Source organism: Streptomonospora halophila (assembly GCF_039542725.1).
GTDB lineage: Bacteria > Actinomycetota > Actinomycetes > Streptosporangiales > Streptosporangiaceae > Streptomonospora > Streptomonospora halophila.
In genome coordinates this window covers 39,650-58,977 of the sequence record NZ_BAABIK010000010.1, presented here as the reverse complement: position 1 = coordinate 58,977, position 19,328 = coordinate 39,650, and the positions used below count along the sequence as shown (strand labels likewise).

14 protein-coding genes are annotated in these 19,328 nt (G+C 73.1%); 11 read left to right on the top strand and 3 right to left on the bottom strand.

The genetic code is table 11. The features are described from left to right. Positions 1 to 294 precede the first annotated feature (294 nt). The 3 genes from ABEA15_RS10610 to ABEA15_RS10600 all read left to right on the top strand — a co-directional run bounded on the left by ABEA15_RS10610 (position 295) and on the right by ABEA15_RS10600 (position 4,560). Positions 295 to 1,401 (top strand): GuaB3 family IMP dehydrogenase-related protein, encoded by a 1,107-nt coding sequence (locus ABEA15_RS10610; protein ID WP_345556563.1) that lies wholly within the window; start codon positions 295 to 297, stop codon positions 1,399 to 1,401. 200 nt (positions 1,402 to 1,601) lie between these two features. Then, entirely contained in the window at positions 1,602 to 2,483 is an 882-nt protein-coding gene (locus ABEA15_RS10605; RefSeq protein ID WP_345556500.1) for a lytic murein transglycosylase, read from the top strand. A 349-nt stretch (positions 2,484 to 2,832) separates the two neighbouring features. Continuing rightward, positions 2,833 to 4,560 carry a glycerol-3-phosphate dehydrogenase/oxidase gene (locus ABEA15_RS10600; protein ID WP_344142779.1) on the top strand — a complete coding sequence of 576 codons (1,728 nt, stop codon included), beginning with the start codon at positions 2,833 to 2,835 and terminating at the stop codon, positions 4,558 to 4,560. A 2,633-nt stretch (positions 4,561 to 7,193) separates the two neighbouring features. Here the strand turns inward: ABEA15_RS10600 and ABEA15_RS10595 are convergent. Together ABEA15_RS10595 and ABEA15_RS10590 are read right to left on the bottom strand one after the other, a co-directional pair. After that, entirely contained in the window at positions 7,194 to 7,955 is a 762-nt protein-coding gene (locus ABEA15_RS10595; RefSeq protein ID WP_345556499.1) for an SDR family NAD(P)-dependent oxidoreductase, read from the bottom strand. Between the two features lie 321 nt (positions 7,956 to 8,276). Then, on the bottom strand, positions 8,277 to 9,581 hold the full coding sequence (locus ABEA15_RS10590) for an FAD-dependent oxidoreductase (RefSeq protein WP_345556498.1): 1,305 nt from the start codon (positions 9,579 to 9,581) through the stop codon (positions 8,277 to 8,279). 201 nt (positions 9,582 to 9,782) lie between these two features. Here ABEA15_RS10590 and ABEA15_RS10585 point away from each other — a divergent pair, with 201 nt between their 5' ends. The 5 genes from ABEA15_RS10585 to ABEA15_RS10565 all read left to right on the top strand — a co-directional run bounded on the left by ABEA15_RS10585 (position 9,783) and on the right by ABEA15_RS10565 (position 16,047). Then, positions 9,783 to 11,363 (top strand): succinic semialdehyde dehydrogenase, encoded by a 1,581-nt coding sequence (locus ABEA15_RS10585; protein ID WP_345556497.1) that lies wholly within the window; start codon positions 9,783 to 9,785, stop codon positions 11,361 to 11,363. A 426-nt stretch (positions 11,364 to 11,789) separates the two neighbouring features. Beyond that, positions 11,790 to 12,908: a PP2C family protein-serine/threonine phosphatase gene (locus ABEA15_RS10580; protein WP_345556496.1), complete on the top strand. Its 1,119-nt coding sequence runs from the start codon at positions 11,790 to 11,792 to the stop codon at positions 12,906 to 12,908. Between the two features lie 79 nt (positions 12,909 to 12,987). After that, positions 12,988 to 14,574, top strand: a complete 1,587-nt coding sequence (guaA, locus tag ABEA15_RS10575; RefSeq protein ID WP_345556495.1) for a glutamine-hydrolyzing GMP synthase — start codon at positions 12,988 to 12,990, stop codon at positions 14,572 to 14,574. Between the two features lie 177 nt (positions 14,575 to 14,751). After that, a complete protein-coding gene (locus tag ABEA15_RS10570; RefSeq protein WP_345556494.1) occupies positions 14,752 to 15,342 on the top strand; it encodes a hypothetical protein in 591 nt (196 codons plus the stop codon). A gap of 27 nt (positions 15,343 to 15,369) precedes the next feature. Beyond that, entirely contained in the window at positions 15,370 to 16,047 is a 678-nt protein-coding gene (locus ABEA15_RS10565) for a hypothetical protein (protein ID WP_345556493.1), read from the top strand. Between the two features lie 49 nt (positions 16,048 to 16,096). Here the strand turns inward: ABEA15_RS10565 and ABEA15_RS10560 are convergent, their stop codons facing one another. After that, complete coding sequence (locus ABEA15_RS10560) at positions 16,097 to 16,918, bottom strand: LLM class F420-dependent oxidoreductase (protein WP_345556492.1); 822 nt, start codon at positions 16,916 to 16,918, stop codon at positions 16,097 to 16,099. A 254-nt stretch (positions 16,919 to 17,172) separates the two neighbouring features. Between ABEA15_RS10560 and ABEA15_RS10555 the strand changes: the two genes are divergently transcribed. Genes ABEA15_RS10555 through ABEA15_RS10545 form a run of 3 tightly spaced genes read left to right on the top strand, consistent with a single transcriptional unit; the run spans position 17,173 to position 18,871 of the window. Further along, positions 17,173 to 17,538, top strand: coding sequence for a hypothetical protein (locus ABEA15_RS10555; RefSeq protein ID WP_344142792.1), 366 nt, complete (start codon positions 17,173 to 17,175; stop codon positions 17,536 to 17,538). Beyond that, positions 17,531 to 17,935, top strand: a complete 405-nt coding sequence (locus ABEA15_RS10550; protein ID WP_345556491.1) for a hypothetical protein — start codon at positions 17,531 to 17,533, stop codon at positions 17,933 to 17,935. The genes ABEA15_RS10555 and ABEA15_RS10550 overlap by 8 nt, the downstream gene beginning before the upstream one ends. A gap of 42 nt (positions 17,936 to 17,977) precedes the next feature. After that, the gene (locus ABEA15_RS10545) at positions 17,978 to 18,871 is read left to right on the top strand and encodes a sulfurtransferase (protein ID WP_345556490.1); all 894 of its coding nucleotides are present in this window, start codon (positions 17,978 to 17,980) and stop codon (positions 18,869 to 18,871) included. The last annotated feature ends 457 nt before the right edge of the window (positions 18,872 to 19,328 follow it).

Below are 19,328 nucleotides of genomic sequence, written 5' to 3'. Positions count from 1 at the left end.
GCCGACGATGTGGTTTCGGCCGCGGGCATCGCGCGCACGAATGCTGCGGTGGTCCAGCGCTGAGGACGTGCTGCTGCGGGAGCCGCCGGCGTCGGCGACGATCCGCTGTCATCGAACCGGTCGATCGGCCCGACGGCGCCTCCACCCGGGAGGCCGTCCGCCGTGCCGGCGGCGGACCGGCCGAGGGGCTGCGGCGCGGGCGCCGCGGCGCGCGGCGGTAAACTCGGCGCGGCAGTACCCGCCGGCCGTCTTCGCCGGTGAAGCACGCGAGAGGGGACCCAAGCGTTGGCTCAGCTGGAGATCGGGCTCGGCAAGAACGCGCGCCGTTCCTACGAACTCGACGAGATCGGGATCGTGCCGGCGCGCCGCACCCGCGACCCCGAGGAAGTGTCGATCACCTGGCAGATCGACGCCTACCGCTTCGAGACGCCGCTGATGGGCAGCCCGATGGACAGCATCGCCTCGCCCGAGACGGTGATCGCCATGGGGCGCCAGGGCGCCGTGGGCGTGCTCGACCTCGAAGGCCTGTGGACGCGCTACGAGTCCCCCGAGTCGCTGCTGGAGGAGATCCGCGAGCTCGACGACGAGGCCGCCACGCAGCGGCTGCAGGAGATCTACGCCGAGCCGATCAAGGAGGAGCTGATCGGCCGGCGCATCGAGGAGATCCGCCAGGCCGGCGTGGTCACGGCCGCGCGCCTGTCTCCGCAGCGCACCGCGCAGTACCACAAGGCGGTCATCGACGCCGGGATCGACCTGTTCGTCATCCGCGGCACGACGGTCTCGGCCGAGCACGTCTCGGGCCGGGCCGAACCGCTCAACCTCAAGCAGTTCATCTACGACCTCGACGTACCGGTGATCGTCGGCGGCTGCGCGACCTACACCGCCGCGCTGCACCTGATGCGCACCGGCGCCGCGGGCGTGCTCGTGGGCTTCGGCGGCGGATCCGGGCACACCACCCGGTCCGTGCTGGGCGTGGCCGTGCCGATGGCCAGCGCCATCGGCGACGTCGCCGCGGCCCGCCGCGACTACCTCGACGAGTCGGGCGGCCGCTACGTGCACGTCATCGCCGACGGCGGCATGTCCCTCAGCGGCGACATCGCCAAGGCGCTGGCCTGCGGATCCGACGCCGTCATGATCGGCTCGCCGCTGGCGCGCGCCGCCGAGGCCCCGGGCGGCGGCTACCACTGGGGCAGCGAGGCCCACCACGGCGAGCTGCCGCGCGGCGAGCGGCTGCGCGTGGGCACGATCGGCTCCCTGGAGTCGATCCTGCACGGCCCCGCCTCCACCAGTGACGGCGCGATGAACCTCACTGGTGCGCTGCGCCGCACCATGGCCACCTCCGGTTACAGCGACCTCAAGGAGTTCCAGCGGGTCGAGGTCGTGGTCAACCCGCACCGCTGAGCACCGCGGCCCCCGGTCCGCGCGAGCCCGCGGACCGGGCGGCCCGCCTTTCACGGATACCGCCTCGACCGCGCAGGTCAGCGGATAGGTTGTTGACTCGGGCCGTACGTATGGGGTGCACTATCACGTCGGTGCCGTGTGCGCCCAGCCGAAACGCCATCCTTCCGGCAGATCGTGACCAAGACGTGAATGAGGTGTACGTGAGCGGTCCCCCCGTCACCGGTTCCGAGGAGTCCCCCGCCTCGGCCGAACACCCCCCGCCGCCCCGGTGGAAGCGGGGCATCGCCGCAGCGGCGGCGGTGGCATCGACCCTCGGCGTGGCCGCGGGAGTCGCAGGTGTCGCCGGCATGTTCGAGCCGTCCCGGCCCCCGCAGCTTCCGCCGGGCCCCGACGACGCCGCGGGCAGCATCGACACGGTCCCGGGCGCGGCGGGGCAGCAGGAGTCCGCGGGCTCCGGCGGCTCCGACCTGGCGGCCGACAGCAGACGCTCGCCGGACCCCGACCGGATCGCCGATCCCAGCCCGGAGTGGCTCGGCACCGTCTCCGACGCCACCGGCATCCCGCGCCGGGCGCTGGAGGGCTACGCCCGCGCCCAGCTGACGGTCACCGAGGAGCAGCCCGAGTGCCGCATCTCGTGGCCGACCCTGGCGGCCATCGGCGAGGTCGAGTCCGACCACGGCACCGCCGCCGGAGGCGAGATCGGCGCTGACGGCCGCACCACCGAGGACGTCATCGGCATCCCGCTCGACGGGTCCGACAACACCGCCGCGATCCCCGACTCCGACGGCGGCTCCCTTGACGGCGACTCCGAGTGGGACCGCGCCGTCGGACCCATGCAGTTCATCCCCACCACCTGGCACAAGTGGGGCGCCGACGCCGACTCCGCCGCCGGGGCCGACCCGCACGACGTCGACGACGCGGCTCTGTCCGCGGCCCGCTACCTCTGCTCCGAGGGGCGCGTTCTGACCAGCGACTCCGGCTGGTGGGACGCGATCCTCACCTACAACGAGTCCCGCAGCTACGGCGAGGACGTGCTGTCGGCCGCCGACCGCTACGCCACCGAGGCCGCCGAAGCGGTGTGAGGCCGCCGAAGCGGTGTGCGTGTGCCGCGGCCCACGAGGCCGCGTGCTGCCTCGTGTGGCCACGGGGTTGGGGGCCTCCCACGCGCGCCGGCGCGCCGGTCGTGCAGCGTGCGCGCGGGGAGCGCGCGCACGCGCTCCCCGGCGGGCGCGCTCCCCGGCGCGTATGCCGTGCGGTGCTGCGCAGGGCCGCGCCCGTCCCGGCCCGTCCGCTGCCCGACCCCTCCCGGACCCGCCCGTTCGCGGCGGTGCGAGGCGCGCCACCGGATTGGTCCGGGCCTGTCGGGTTAGCCTGGCCATGGGACGTTTCGAGTGTGCGGCCCGGCAAGGCACAGTCCAAGGAAGGCGTGAGATGACTTCAGCGCGGATAGGGCCCGAACAGCGAACCGAGGCGCTTGAGGCCATGTCGGGAGGCGAACTGGACGTCCTGGTCGTCGGCGGGGGCATCGTCGGAGCCGGCGTCGCCCTGGACGCGGTATCGCGGGGGCTCTCGGTCGGGCTGATCGAGGCCCGCGACTTCGCATCGGGGACCTCCAGCCGCTCCAGCAAACTCATCCACGGCGGCTTGCGCTACCTGGAGCAGCTCGACTTCGAGCTGGTGCGCGAGGCGCTGGTCGAGCGCGGGCTGCTGCTGCACCGCATCGCGCCGCACCTGGTGCAGCCGGTGCCGTTCCTGTACCCGCTCACCAAGCACTGGGAGCGGCCCTACGTCGGCGCCGGAGTCACCCTCTACGACACGCTCGCGATGTCCGTGGGCGGCGCCCGCGGCCTGCCGCGCCACCGCCACCTGACGCGCGGCAGCGCGCTGCGGCTCTTCCCTGCGCTGCGCCGCGACTCCCTGGTGGGGGCCGTGCAGTACTGGGACGCCCAGGTCGACGACGCCCGCTACGTCCTCACCGTGCTGCGCACGGCCGCCACCTACGGGGCGCACGTGGCCTCGCGGGTCCAGGCGGTGAGCTTCCTGCGCGAAGGCGAGCACGTCACCGGCGCCCAGGCCCAGGACCTGGAGACCGGCGAGCGGTTCGACATCCGCGCCAAGCAGGTGGTCAACGCGGCGGGCGTGTGGACCGACGACATCCAGGAGATGGTCGGCGGGCGCGGCCAGATCCACGTGCGCGCGTCCAAGGGGATCCACCTGGTCGTGCCGCGCGACCGCATCCAGGCGTCCTCGGGGCTCATCCTGCGCACGGAGAAGAGCGTGCTGTTCGTCATCCCGTGGGGGCGGCACTGGATCATCGGCACCACCGACACCGACTGGGACCTGGACAAGGCCCACCCGGCGGCGAGCCGGACCGATATCGACTACGTGCTCGACCACGTCAACTCGGTCCTGCGGGTCCCACTCACCAGGGACGACGTCGAGGGCGTCTACGCCGGTCTGCGCCCGCTGTTGGCGGGGGAGTCCGACGAGAGCTCCAAGCTGTCGCGCGAGCACACCGTGGCCCACCCGGTTCCGGGACTGGTGCTGATCGCCGGAGGCAAGTACACGACCTACCGGGTGATGGCCAAGGACGCCGTCGACGCCGTGGCGCACGGGCTCGACGGGCGCATCCCGCAGTCGGTGACCGACCGGCTGCCGCTGGCGGGCGCCGAGGGGTACGCGGCCATGTGGAACCAGCGCCGCAGGCTCGCCAACGAGTCGGGGCTGCACCGTTCGCGGATCACCCACCTGCTGCGCCGCTACGGCACCATGATCGACGAGATCCTGGGGATGATGGCCGAGCGCCCCGACCTCAAGGAGCCGCTGACCGGCGCCGACGACTACCTGCGCGCCGAGATCGCCTACGCGGCCGCCTACGAGGGCGCCCGCCATCTCAACGACGTCCTGGCGCGCCGGACCCGGATCTCGATAGAGACCTGGGACCGCGGCATCGCCGCGTCGGAGGAGGCGGCGCGGCTGATGGGCGAGCAGCTGGGCTGGAGCGAGGAGCACATTGAGCGCGAGGTGGCCTACTACCGCAAGCGCATCGAGGTGGAGCGCGCCGCCCAGGAGCAGGACAACGACAACGAGGCGGACGCCGTCCAACACGGAGCCCCGGAGATCGTCCCCGCGGCGTCGGTGGGAGCCGGAGTGAGCTGAGGGAGGCCACAGCCCCGGAGCCGCTCGATCGAGGTTCGGTCCGGAGGTCCAGCAAACTGCCCACCGGAAGCTCCACCGCAGCGGGCCGTCACGACGTCGACCTGGTCGGCTGCCCCTGAAAGGGGGGATCACGATGCTCGATACGACCCACGAGCCGATCACGCCTGGTGAGACCCTCGTGAACGACTCCCTCAACCCCCTGGGTGTTTTCCGGTACCGCCTGGCCAAGACGATCGGGGTGCCGGCGCCGGATCAACGAGATCGTGCTCGGCAAGCGCCGGATCACGCCAGAGACCGCCCTGAGGCTGTCCAAGGCATTCGGTTGAGCGAGCGGTTGGCTCAACGTGCAGGCCGACTACGACATCGAGGTCGACAAGGACCGCCACCAGAGTGAGGTCGACGCCGTTACGCCACTTACGGCGTGATGGAAACACCGTTCGTCCACCTTGGAGCTTGACTGGCGCCTCGCCGGAGACCGGCGGGGCGCCAGAGCTGTATGGGTTGGGCGTGTGGCGGGGGTGGTGAGGGTGGCGGGTGGTTGGGCCCGGCGGTCGGCGGTTCGGGTGCGTGTTGGTTGGGCGTGCGGCGGGGGCGGCGAGGACGGCCGGTGGCTGGGCCCGGCGGTCGGCGGTTCGGGTGCGTGTTGGTTGGGCGTGCGGCGGGGGCGGCGAGGACGGCCGGTGGCTGGGCCCGGCGGTCGGCGGTTCGGGTGCGTGTTGGTTGGGCGTGTGACGGGGGCGGCGAGGACGGCCGGTGGCTGGGCCCGGCGGTCGGCGGTTCGGGCGCGTGTTGGTTGGGCGGGCGGCGAGGGCGGCGGGTGGTTGGGCCCGGCGGTTACCGGTCCTGGTGCGCGCCGGCGGGGTGCGCAGCGGGGCAGCGAGGACGGCGGTGGCGCGGGGCTGCGGGCATCGGATCGGGCCGCGGGAGACCTTCCTCGGCTGATGGGGCAGTGCCAGGGTGAGCTGAAGTGGACATTTCTGCCATAAGGGGCTTTTGGCGGTCGTGTGAGGGGCGCGGTGACCGCTCAAACAGGGAGGCGGCGCCACCCTCCCCGCACTATTTTGCAATGCGGAAAAATTGCGGTCGGTTCGTACGATTTGCCCGTTTTTCGGGATGCTATGGCGACCTGAGGTGCGGCGAGTCGGGCGAAAACCGCGTTCTGAGGCCCTTCAGGCATGCATTTGGCGGGTTTCGTGGCTGTGGGGGTCCTGTGGGGCGTTCAGCCTGCGGTGTATTTCGGGCATCTCGCCATGTTTCGCCCCGTTCGAACGGGCAGTGCGGCCTGTTGGCGTAGTGATGCCTGCATAAGGCCGGTCTCGTCGCCCTCCCGCTCGCGCACCCTGCCCTGAACGCCCGATTTATTCGACTTATTCGCTGTCTTCCATCGCCCGACCGCGATCGCCGACTTCGGTGGCCGTGGAACTCGGCGGTGAGGCCGCCGCCTCGTCGGGTGGTCCACCGGCGAGCACGGGACCGATGACCGCCGAGCCGAGCCCTCCGGTGTCCTCGCTGCCTCGTTGGGTGGGGACCGGCGCGTGCCGGGACCGGTGATCGCCGGGCCCGACCCTTCGGTGTCGTCGCTGCCTCGTCGGGTGCCCGGCCGACGAGCATCCGGCTCGTTTACCGCTGTGGCGAGCCGTCCGCTGTCTTTGCTGCCTCGTCGGGGACCGGCGCGTACCTGGGCCGATGACCGCCGGGCCCAGCCGTCCGCTGTCTTGCTGCCTCGTTGGGTGGGGGACCGGCGCGTGCCGGGACCGGTGATCGCCGGGCCCGACCCTTCGGTGTCGTCGCTGCCTCGTCGGGTGCGTGAGCGGCGGTATCAACCCGTTGCGCTGTCGGTCGCGGCCGCGGCCGCGACCGCGACCGCGGCTGCGGGACATTCGACATCCACTTCCATCACTCAACAGGCCCGCTCAGCCTGGCAAGGTGTCGGAAAATGGTGCGCCGGGGAACGGTCTCGCGGACGGGACGAGGCCGGTCCCCGGCGCTTTGGGGGGATGGTGGTGGTGCGCTCAGGTGGGAGATCTCCTGGCGCCCGTTGTCTTGTGGGGTCGCTCTGCCTGTCGGACATTAGGCCGATCCATGCACCGGTATGCATCGACCCGTACGCCGGACCGTACGCCGGTTCGTCTGCCAGGCCGCGCGTCGGGCAGTACCTCGATCCGTACGCCGCTCCGCACCTCGCTCCGCACTCGATCCGTACGTCGCTTGGCACGTCGGGCCGAAAGAGCCCGGCGCCAGGGGCGCCGACGCCGAGCCTGCCGGCGGCTTTCTGCCCTGCCGACGAGCTACCCGGATACCCGCCGGTATAGCAGGCTCCGCCGGTTGTTCCGCGATGTGGGTGGATCGAAGCGCCGTTCCGGCAGGTGAAGGGAGTCGTTGCGGCTCTTGGAAAAGTTTCTCCGACCGCTGTCCGGCACACCGGTCCCGGTTTCGATCCCGGTCCTGATCCCATTCCCGGCACTGATCCCGCTTCCGCTCCCAGTCACCGACCGCCGACCGCCGACCAGCCGCCTGGCGCGATCACTCCGCTCCGGTCCGCTCTGTTCTCCCCCTGCCCCGGTTCCCCTCCGGCCGCGGTCTCCTGCGGCCCCGGCTCCCTCCGGCACCCCCACCCACCCCTTGACCTCAATTCACCTCAAGTGGGAGGCGCCGTTGACGTCCAGTACCGCGCCCGAGGTCCATACCGCCTCCGGCGAGGCCAGGTAGGCCACCGCCGAGGCGATCTCGTCGGCCGTCGCGACCCGGCCGAACGGGCTCTGCCCGCGGATCGCGTCGCCCTCGTCGGCGTCCAGCCGTGCCTCGACCCGCGGGGTCGAGGTGAATCCGGGAGCCACCGAGGCGACTCCGATGCCGTGGGGGCCGAGAGACACGGCCAGCGACTGGCCCAGCGAGTGCAGCGCGGCTTTACTGGCACCGTATGCGGGCATGTCGGGCTCACCCCGGTAGGCGCCGCGCGAGCCGACGTTGACGATCCGCCCGGCGGCGCCGCGTTCGATCATGTGCCGCGCCGCGCAGTAGCTCAGGTTCGCCGCTCCGAACACGTTCACGCCGATGATGCGCTGCCATGCCGCCTGCCATTCGGCATAGGAGGTCTGGGGCAGGGGGTGCGGGATGACCGCGGCGGCGTTGTTCACCAGGACGTCGAGTCCGCCGAGCCCCTCGACGGCCGCGGCGACGACGGCCTCGGCCGCGGCGGGGTCGGCGACGTCTCCGCGGACCAGCACGTGCCCCCAGCCGTCGAGGGACTCCAGGGTGGCCTCGGCCGCATCCCTGCTCGACGCGTAATGCACGGCCACCCGGTCGCCGTCGGCGGCGAACCGCCGGGCGACCGCCCGCCCGATGCCTCCCGAAGCCCCGGTGACCAGGACACCGCGGCTCTGCCGCGCGCTCACGCGGCGCTGCCCTCGTCGTCGAAGGCGGCCGGGCGCGTGATCGTGGCCATGTGCCGTCCCTTCTCCGCCGATCCGCCGATCTCTGCCGATCTCCGCCGAAACCGCGATGCCGGCGCTCTCCGCTGACACTGCCATACGGCGCTCCGGCGCGGTACCGCACCGCCGGCGCCCCGCAGGTGGGGGCGGTCGCCTGGTCGCGCCGCCCGCTCGTGCCGGCCCGTACCGACCCCTGCCGTGAACGGGTGGGGGCCGGTTCAGAGGCCGCAGCGCCCCGCCCCCGGGCGGGGCGCACCCCGTCCGTCGCGCACCGGCCGCGCCGGGCTACGCGGTCGGCTCCTCCCCGTCGCGCACGGGAGTGGCCACAGCGGGGCTGCGGACGTGCTCGGGGCGCAGGCCCATCATCATCACGCGGGCGACCACCTTCGACCAGGGGCCGGTGCCCCCGATCACCCGGAGCAGGGGCGGCAGGTCGGCGTCTGTGTCCAGCGCCTTGCTGATGACCTGGCGCTGCAGCAGCTGCTGGAACGCCTGGGTGCCGACGGTGGGCATCCGGCGGCGGCGCTGCACGCGGGCCAGCAGCTCGGGGTTGAGCGTCTTGGCGAACCGGTCGGGGTCGCTCTGGGCCTCCAGCAGCGGGCGGGCGAGGAGGTTGGCCGTTGCCACGGCGTCCTGGACCGCCAGGTTGATGCCGACACCGCCCACGGGCGTCATGGCGTGCGCCGCGTCCCCGAGGGCCAGCAGCCCCGGGCGGTACCAGCGCTCCAGGCGGTCCTGCGTCACGTTCAGAAAGGCCACCTTCGACCAGTCGTCGACGTCGCGCACGTTCTCGCCGAGGAACGGCAGCAGCCCCAGCAGCTGCTCCTGGAAGGTCTCGATCGGCTGGCTGCGGGTGGCCTCGTAGCCGCCCTTGGGGATGACGAACGCGACCTGCCAGTAGTGCCCGCGGTCAATCCCCACGGCCATCGCGCCCTGGCCCAGGTTGCCGTTCATGCCGCTGGGGTCGTCGGGCTTGCGGGGCACCCGCAGCCACAGCACGTCCATCGGTGCGCCCAGTTCGGCGGGGACCATGCCGGCGGCGTCCCGCAGTCCGGAGTCGCGCCCGTCGGCCGCGATGCTGAGCACCGCCCGGAGCTCGTGCTCCTCGTCTCCGGCCTGCGACGGCGCGTCGCCGTCGCTCCGCCGCCGGTAGCGGATGCCGCGGACCGCGCTGTCCTGCTCGACGACGCCGGTGGCCTCGGCGTTCATCAGCAGCCGGAACCCGGGGTAGGTGCGCGCGTGGTCGGTGAGCATGTCGAGGAAGTCCCACTGCGGCATCATCGCGATGTAGGGGAACCGCCCCGGAAGGTCGTGCAGGTCCGCCTGGACGATCGGGTCGTCGCCGCGCCCGACCGTCAGCGTCTCGACCTTGCGGTGCGGCCGCTCCGCCAGCCGATCGGCGAGGCCCAGTTCGTCGAGGATTTGGAGCGTGGAGGGGTGGACGGTGTCGCCGCGGAAGTCGCGCAGGAAATCGCCGTGCTTCTCGAGCACGGTGACGTCCACGCCGGCCCGCGCCAGCAGCAGGCCGAGCATGATTCCCGCCGGGCCGCCTCCCGCGACGGCGACGGTGGTGTTCTCGGTGTGCGACATCGCAACCTCCTGGAAGAGGGCGGCGCGGAGTCCTCGGCGGCGCCCGGAAGCCGGCTTCGTTGAGTGCGATCCAACGCCGCACCGTGCCGGACTGTCCAGCAACCGCAGGGGCAATCGTCCCCAGAGGCGGGTTCCGTAACCGGACCGCGCATCGGTTACCGGCGGGTAGTCAATTCCGGTGACGTGGATTACGCTCCCGCCATGGACACCGCTACGAGCACCTCCGGTCGCTCCGCGTCGCCGGCGGGGCTGGAGGACGTCGTCCCCCGGCTCACACGCCGCGTGGCCGCCGCGTCGGGCAAGACGACGCAGACCGCGGCGCCCTTCACCGGAGCGCCCCTCGCCGAACTCCCCGAGTCCTCCGCCGCCGACGTCGCCGCCGCCTTCGAGCGCGCCCGCGCGGCGCAGCGGTTCTGGGCCGCACTGTCCCCCCGAGAGCGCGCCGAGCCGTTCGTGCGGTTCCACGACCTGGTCCTCTCTCGCCAGCGCGAGATCCTCGACCTCATCCAGTGGGAGACCGGCAAGGCCCGCCGACACGCCTTCGAGGAGGTCTACGACGCCGCCGGCGGCACCCTCCACTACGCCCGGCAGGCGCCCCGCCTCCTGCGGACCCGGCGCATCCCCGGCGCCGTGCCCGGTGCGACCCGGACCCACCACCGCCGCCTGCCCCGCGGCGCGGTCGCCGTCATCAGCCCGTGGAACTACCCCCTGACCCTGCCCGTCGCCGACGCCGTGCCCGCGCTGCTCGCCGGCAACGCCGTGGTCGCCAAGCCCGACACCCAGACCTCGCTGACCGCGCTGTGGGCGATCGAGACCGCCGTCGAGGCCGGCCTGCCCGAGGACCTGTGGATCCCGGTGATCGGCAGGCCCGAGGAGATCGGCGACGCCCTCGTCGACAACGCCGACTACGTCTCCTTCACCGGCTCCTCCGCGGTGGGCGCCGAGATCGGCCAGCGCGCCGCGCGCCGCCTCATCGGCTTCTCCGCGGAACTAGGCGGCAAGAACCCCGCCGTCGTCTGCGCCGACGCCGACATGGACTGGACCGTGGAAGGCCTCCAGCGGGCCGGTTTCAGCAACGCCGGCCAGCTGTGCATCTCCATGGAGCGCATCTACGTGCACGACTCGGTCTACGACGAGTTCGCCGAGCGCTTCGCCGATGCGGTGCGCGGCATGGAGCTCAACGCCGCCTTCGACTACTCCGCCGACATGGGCTCGCTGACCTACCGCAGGCAGTTCGACCGCGTCAGCGCCCACGTCGAGGACGCGCGCGCCAAGGGCGCCGAGATCCTCGCCGGCGGCGGCCCCCGCGACGACGTCGGCCCGCTGTTCTACGAGCCCACGGTCATGGCCGGGGTGACCCCGACCATGGACGCCTGCTCCGCCGAGACATTCGGCCCGGTGGTCTCCCTCTACCGCTTCTTTGACGAGGACGAGGCCGTCGACGCAGCCAACTCCACCGACTACGGGCTCAACGCCAGCGTGTGGACCCGCGACACCGCGCGCGGGCGCCGCCTGGCCGAGCGCATCGAGGCGGGCACCGTCAACATCAACGAGGGCTACGGCGCCGCCTGGGCCAGCTACGGCGCACCCATGGGCGGCATGAAGCGCTCCGGCGTGGGCCGCCGGCACGGCCCCGAGGGGCTGCTGCGCTACACCGAGTCCCAGACCGTCGCCAGCCAGCACTACATCGGCCTGGGCGGTCCTCCAGGTATGGACGCCCGGACACTCTCCACGGTGATGACGGCCGGTGCGCGGCTGATGAAGCGGTTCCGCATCCGCTGACCGCCCCGCCGCGCCCGCAGGCCCCGGCCGACTCCGGCCGGGGCCGAACCGACGGCGCGCGCGACCGTCTTCAGGTCGCTGACCTCGGGTTCCTTGCGCGCGGAAGTCTCGTGGAGACGCCTCCGGGGCGCAGTGAACTTCCACACTCCGTTCCGCTCCCGCAAAAACCGGGAATCTCCTGCGCCGGGCGCCGCCCGGGCGTAACCTGCGCTTCACGTGGCCGCCGTACGCCTCTCCCCTGACCCTCGAAACCGGCGACGGCGGTATCCGCGGAAGCCAACGGAGGGACGATGCGAGTAGCGGACTCGACCATTCGGGACGGCCGCGGCGGCGTGACCCGCCGCCCGTCGCTGAAGCGGCGGCCTGTCCGCCGCCCCACCGCACCGACCCGGACCCCTCGCCTGGGCACGCGGGGCGCGGTGAGCTGTGCTCGCCGGTGAGCTGTTCGGCTCGATCACCCGCGCTGTGAGCGAGCCGATGCTGCTGGTCGGGCTCTCCGGCGAGATCCTCGGCCGGAACGCCGCCATGCGGCGGCTGTGCCCGGAGGCCGACACGGGCGCCAACCTCTACGGGCTCAGCTCCGACAGCCCCGAGCGGACCGGCGACACGCTGCGCCGATGGGCCAGGTCGGGCGAGCCGATGGCCGGGGTGCTGTGCCTGGTCGACCCCGACGGGCGGCCGCGCCGCTGTCCCGGGTTCGGCAGCCGCGCGGCCTGGGCCGACGCGGGCGAGCCCGCGGTGCAGATCCGCCTGGTGCCCGCGTTCGACCGCGACGCCCCCGATGCCCCGGGCGCCTTCGGCGACCAGGAGGGACGCATGCGCGCGCGGCTGGAGCGCGAGCACGAGATCGCCCTGGGCCTGCAGCGCAGCCTGCTGCCGTGCCGCGTCGCAGGCGCGCCGCTGGAGGTCGCGGCCGAGTACGTGCCCACCGCCTACGGCGCCGAGGTCGGCGGCGACTGGTACGACGTGTTCGCCATCCCCGCCTCCGACCGCATCGGCCTGGTGATCGGCGACGTCGCGGGACACGGGCTGCCCGAGGCCACCGTCATGTCCCAGCTGCGCAGCGTGCTGCGCGCCGCCGCGCTGGAGGAGGGCGTGCGCCCCGACCGGGTCACCGCGCGGCTCGACGCCTACGTCGACACCTACCTGCCGGAGAACATGGCCACCATGTGCTACGCGGTCTACGACCCGGGCGCCGACGAGCTCGCCTACGCCAACGCGGGACACGTCCCCCCGATGCTGCTGCGCGGCGGCGGGGAGTGCGAGCGGCTGGAGTCGGTCGTCGACCCGCCGCTGGGCTGCTCGCTGGGCGGCGAGCACCGCACCGCCCGCGTCGCGGTGCACCCCGGCGACATGCTGGTCTGCTATACCGACGGGGTGGTGGAGCGGCGCCGCGAGTCGCTGGACACCGGGCTGGGCCGGCTGTCCGCGCTGCTCACCGGGTTCGACGCGCCCACACCCAAGGACGTGTGCACCACGGTCATGGCGTGGTCGGCGCCCACCGACCACGCCGACGACCGGGCGGTCCTGGTGGCCGGGTTCTGAGGCCACGGGGAGGATCTAGACTGAGAAGCGGTCCGATCCCCGTGCGCTGCACACTCCTACCTGCGGGAAGGCTTCTTCCGTGTCCCCTTCCGACGCCGGCGACTCCTCGTTCGACACCGTTCTCGTCGTCGACTACGGCGCGCAATACGCTCAGCTCATCGCGAGGCGGGTGCGCGAGTGCCATGTCTACAGCGAGATCGTCCCCTCCACCATGCCGGTTGAGGAGATGCTGGCCAAGCGGCCGAAGGCGATCATCCTCTCCGGCGGCCCCTCGTCGGTCTACGCCGACGGCGCGCCCCAGGCGCCCGCGGGGATGTTCGAGACCGGTGTGCCGACGCTCGGCATCTGCTACGGCTACCAGGCGATGGTCCAGGCGCTCGGGGGCACGGTGGCCCGGACCGGGCGCAGCGAGTTCGGCCGCACCCGCATGCAGGCCGGCACCGACACCGTGCTGTTCGCCGGCCTGCCCGCCGCGCAGACGGTGTGGATGTCCCACGGCGACTCCGTCGCCGAGGCGCCCGAGGGCTTCCGCACCACCGGCAGCACCGAGAGCACGCCCGTCGCCGCCATGGAGGCCCCCGAGCGCGGGCTCTACGGCGTCCAGTTCCACCCCGAGGTGCTGCACAGCGAGCACGGGCAGGCGGTGCTGCGGCACTTCCTCTACAACGGCGCCGGGTGCCGGCCCACCTGGACGATGGTCAACATCGTCGACGAGCAGGTCGAGCGCATCCGCACCCAGATCGGCGGCAAGCGCGCCATCTGCGGGCTGAGCGGCGGCGTCGACTCCGCGGTGGCCGGCGCACTCGTCCAGCGGGCCATCGGCGACCGGCTGACCTGCGTTTTCGTCGACCACGGGCTGCTGCGGAAGGGCGAGGTCGAGCAGGTCGAGAAGGACTTCGTCGAGGCCACCGGCGCCGTGCTGAAGGTCGTCGACGCCCAGGAGCGGTTCCTCGACGCGCTGGCGGGGGTCAGCGACCCCGAGGAGAAGCGCAAGATCATCGGCCGGGAGTTCATCCGCGTCTTCGAGCAGGCCGCCCGCGAGGTCGTCGCCGAAGGCGGCAAGGAGGGCGACGACGTCGAGTTCCTGGTGCAGGGCACCCTCTACCCCGACGTCGTGGAGTCGGGCGGCGGCACCGGCGCCGCCAACATCAAGTCGCACCACAACGTCGGCGGGCTCCCCGATGACCTGCGGTTCTCGCTGACCGAGCCGATGCGCGAGCTGTTCAAGGACGAGGTCCGCCGTGTCGGCGAGGAGCTGGGCCTGCCCGCGGAGATGGTGTGGCGCCAGCCCTTCCCCGGGCCCGGCCTGGGCATCCGCATCATCGGCGAGGTCACCCGCGAGCGCCTGGAGATCCTGCGCGAGGCCGACGCCGTCGCCCGCGAGGAGCTCTCGCGCGCGGGACTGGACCGCGACATCTGGCAGTGCCCGGTGGTGCTGCTGGCCGACGTGCGCTCGGTGGGCGTGCAGGGCGACGGCAGGACCTACGGCCACCCCGTGGTGCTGCGCCCCGTCAGCAGCGAGGACGCGATGACGGCCGACTGGTCGCGCCTGCCCTACGACGTGCTGGCGGCCATCTCCAACCGGATCACCAACGAGGTCCGCGAGATCAACCGCGTCACCCTCGACGTCACCAGCAAGCCGCCCGGCACCATCGAGTGGGAGTAAGGGGGCCGGTGGCCCCGCCCCGCGCGGACGGGAGCGCGCCCGGCGATCCGGGCCGCCGGGCCGCCGGCGGTTCCGCGGAGCGGACCCGGGAACCGCCGCCCGCTCCGTGACCGCACCCGGTCACCTGCGTACACAGGCACCGGATGAGTTGGTGTTCCGTTCGGCACTCCCTTAGGTTTGGGCGACGACATCCGCCGCGACGAACAGTGGGAAGCCGCCGTGCACCTCTTGGAGCCGATCCTGTGGAACGCGCCGTTCGTCGTGATCCCGCTCCTGGGATTCATAGCCGTCGCGCTGGCGGCCCGAGGGCGCCGCATGCTGCCGGCCTTCGGACTCGCGCTGATCCTGATCGACGGGATCGGTGACATGGTCCTCGGCGTGATGACGTATCAGGCGGCCATCATTCCGATCGACGTGTGGCCCTCGCTGGTCCGGCACGCACTCAACCTGCTGCTCGCCGCGGGCTTCCTGCTGCTGCTGATCGGGCTGGTCCGGCGTGTCGGGACCGCTTCCGCGCCGCCGCCCGATCCGGCCTGGTCGGCGCCGCCGCCCGCGGCGGCGCACGGTCCGGTCCCGCCCGGCCACGGCGGCGAGCACCCGGGTCCCGGCCGCCACGCCTACGCCGGTCCCTCCGGCCCCCAGGCGCCGGCAGACCCCTCCGGGCACGGCCCCGGAGGCGAGCCGGGTCCGCAGGGCCCGCTCCCCTGGGAGCACGGACCAAGCGCTCACCAACGGCCCCCCGGCCCTCCGCCCCAGACCAACGGTTGAGTCCCGCCGACGACACGGAGCACCGCAATGGATTCGCTGGATTCCCCGGCATTGCTCATCTCCAACCCGTTCGTCTCCCTGGCGCTCCGGTTCCCGCTGGTCATCGTCGGCGTACTCGCGCTGGCTCTGGCCGGTCGGGCGTCGGCGATGCGCGGGCTGATACGTACCGGGGGCGGGCTGCTGATCCTGAGCTGGATCGTCGGCCTGGCGTTCAGCGTTTTCATGGAGTTCGGCTCGTTCCAGGGCGCGCCCACGTTCGTGGTCACGGTGTTCAACGTCGTCAGCATCCTCACCTTCTGCGCCGCTCTGATCCTGCTGCTGATCGCCCTTGCGGGCAGCGGCCGCGCTTCCGCGCAGCGGGGTGCGGCGCCGCCGCACCCCGCGGGCGCCGGGGGGTGGCCGCCGCAGGGCAGCCCCGGTGCGGGGCAGTATGCGCAGGTTCCCGGGCCGGGCCGGGGTCCGGCCGATCCGGCGGCCGGGCGGCACGGCGCCCAGCCCGGCCCCGACGGACAGCCGCCTGCGCCGGGCGGCCCCGGCGGAGCGCAGTACGCACCCGGCCACGCCCAGCCCTACGGCCCCCCGCCGCCCGGCGGGCAGCAGCCGGGAACGGGGCCGCAGCAGCCTCCCGCCGGGCACCCCGGACCGCGGGAACAGCCCGGTCAGCCGCCCGCGGGCCCGCCTCGCGCGCAAGACCCGCGGACCTGAGCGCCCCTCCCGTGTCCGGTCCGCGCCCGGCTCCCGGGCCGGAGCGGGGTCAGCGGATCTGCCGGGCCAGCTCGTCCAGCTGCGGCAGGACGGTGTCGCGCCCTGCGGAGTCCACGCCGAAGAACACCCGGCCCACGCCGGCCTCGGCGTAGGCGTCGACGGTCTTCTCGTCGGGAACCGCGTAGTACATCGAGACCGGAATCGTGCCGCGACCGGCCTCGGCCGCGAGCCGCTGCAGCCGGGTCACGCGCTCGCCAAACTCGGCGGCGGTGTCGAGCGTGACGCCCTGCGGCATCCACTCGTCGCCGAAGTCCACTACGCGCTCCTCCACCGTGGGCCCGTTGCCGCCGACGATGACCGGTGGGTGCGGCTTCTGGGCGGGCTTGGGCCAGGCCCAGCTCTTCTCGAAGTCGACGAACTCGCCGTGGAACTCCGCCTCGTCCTTCGTCCACAGCTCCTTCACGGCCTTGACGTTCTCGGCCATGCGCCGCATGCGCGTGCGCGCGTCGGTGCCGTGGTCGGCCATCTCCTCGCGGTTCCAGCCCGCGCCGACGCCGAACAGGAACCGGCCGCCGGAGAGGAAGTCCAGGCTGGCGGCCTCTTTGGCGGTATGGATCGGGTCGCGCTGGGTGACCAGGCACACGCCGGTACCGATACGCAGCGTGGTCGTGGCCGAGGCGGCGTAGCTCAGCGCCACGAACGGGTCGTAGGTGTGCAGGTACATCCGCGGCAGGTCCCCGCCACCGGGGTAGGGAGACCGGCGGCTGACCGGGATGTGGCTGTGTTCGGGGAACAGCAGCGACTCGAAGCCCCGGTCCTCCGCCTCGCGCGCGAGGGTGGCCGGATCGATCGCGTCGTGTGTAGGGAACATCAGAATCCCGTACTTCATAAGCTCTGCGTCTTCCTATGTATGCGCCTGCAAACGCCTGGAGTCTACGCCGGGCCGCGACGCCCGGCAGGCAGGCCGCTACCCGCGCCGGTCCGCGCGTACCGCGCTCCCGATTACCGGCTCGCCGCTGGTGGTACTACAGTCTGTCGTAGACAATCGCGCCCGGTCCGCCGGCGCGCCCGGCGGCGCGCGGACCGAGCCGGGCGCAGCCGCACCAACCCGGGTGGAGGACTCCCGTGGTCGAAGCGCTGACCACCACCATCCAGGTCGCGTCGCTGGTCCTGGCCGCATGGTGCCTGATCTCGACCTTCCGAGACCAGCCGATGGTCGTGCCCCACCTGGTCGCCATGGGCGTGCTGTGGCTGGCCCTGATCGCCCAGGCCGTGGTGTCCGGTGTGCTGATGGCGGGGGGCGAGCGGCCCGCCGAGCCCCTGGTCTTCGTCAGCTACCTGGCCACCGTCGTGCTCATCCCCCCGGCGTGCGCGGTGTGGGGCTTCGTCGAGCGGAGCCGGTGGGGCCCCGCGGTGATCGCCTTCGCCTGCCTCATCCTGCCCGTGATGATGGTCCGCCTCGAACAGCTATGGGACCCCGCACGTGTCTGACTCCCTCGCCCGCAGCGGTCCCGGCCGCGTCCTCGTCGCCGTCTACGCCGTCTTCGCCATCGGCGCGACCTCGCGCGCGGCCGTGCAGATCCTCACCCGCTTCCATGAGGCGCCGCTGGCCTACGTGCTCTCGGCGCTGGCGGGGCTCGTCTACATCGTCGCGACCGTGGGCCTGGTGGCCGGAGGGCGGACGTCGCTGCGGGTCGCGGCGGTCTCGTGCACCGTCGAACTGGTCGGCGTGCTGGTCGTGGGCGCCTTCAGCCTGCTCGACCCGGCCGCGTTCCCCGATGACACCGTCTGGTCGCGCTTCGGCAGCGGCTACCTGTTCATCCCCCTCGTGCTGCCGGTCCTGGGCCTGCTGTGGGTGCGACACGTAAGCCGAGCGCGCGCCGCCTAGGAGACCGCTCCCGCCTCCGCCGCACCCGGGTAGCTTGCACCCATGGCAACCGATCAGAACGCGCCCGCACTGCCCGTCGTCGTCTCGCCGGAGTGGGCCGCCGCGCACGCCGGCGAGGTGCTCTTCGCCGACGTGCGCTGGTACCTCGACGGCCGGTCCGGGCGCAATGCCTACCTGGAGGGGCACCTGCCCGGTGCGGTGTTCGCGGACGTCGACACCGACCTCGCCGCGCCGGCGACCGAGGCCGGCGGCCGCCATCCGCTGCCCGACCCGGGCGACTTCGCCGCCTCCATGGCCGCTCTGGGCATCGGCGACGGCACCCCGGTCGTCGCCTACGACGACAGCGGCGGATCCACCGCGGCGCGGCTGGTGTGGCTGCTGCGCGTGCTCGGCTCGCCCGCGGCCGTGCTCGACGGCGGCATCGACGCATGGCCCGGCCCGCTGGAGAGGGGCGAAGTCGAGCCGGTCCGGCGCGAGCGCACTCCGATGCCCTGGCCCGCCGACCGCTTCGCGGACACCGCCGACGTGCGCGCCGAGGCCGGCGACCCGCGCCGGCTGCTGCTCGACGCCCGCGCCCGCGAGCGCTACACCGGCGCGGCCCCCGCTCCCGTGGACGCCCGCCCCGGGCACATCCCCGGCGCGCGCAGTGCCGCCTGGGCCGGCAACCTCACCGAGGACGGGCGCTTCGCCCCGCCCGAGCGGCTGCGCGAGCGGTTCCGCGCGCTGGGCGCCGACAGCGCCGAGACCGTCACCGCCTACTGCGGCTCGGGTGTCACCGCCTGCCACGACCTGCTCGCCCTCGAACACGCGGGGTACGCCGGTGCCCGCCTCTACCCCGGCTCCTGGAGCGCATGGGGGGCCGACACCGCCCTGCCCGCGGAGACGGGGGAGACCGGCGGGGGCGGGGGGACGGGGGAGTGCGACGGGGGTGCGTAAGCACCGCGTGGCCCTGATCCCAGGGTCAGTGGGCGGCCACGCGGCTGATCGGAAGAGGGTGCGGTGCACACGCGTGCACCACGGACGGCACGGGCCCGGCGACGGTGAAGCCCTGGGTCCATGGTGCGGCCCCGGTCCCGATCGCGGCGTGCGGCACGCCGATGTCGCCTGTTCGAGGTCGGTGGGTAGCGGTACCGGCACGATCGCCACCGCCGACACCGCCTGCGGCGGCGGTTCGCCGCCCGGAGACTCTCCGCCACCTGGACGGAGTTGCTGCAGGGCGCGTTCTCGCCGCCCGTCGCCGTCGGAGTGGAACCGCGTCGAAGGGCGCTTCGCGCGCCCACCGCCACCCGAACGGGGTCTCGTCGAGACTCGTTTTGCCCGCCCGTCGCCCACCACCGCCCGAACGGGGTCTCGTCGAGACTCGTTTTGCCCGCCCGTCGCCCACCACCGCCCA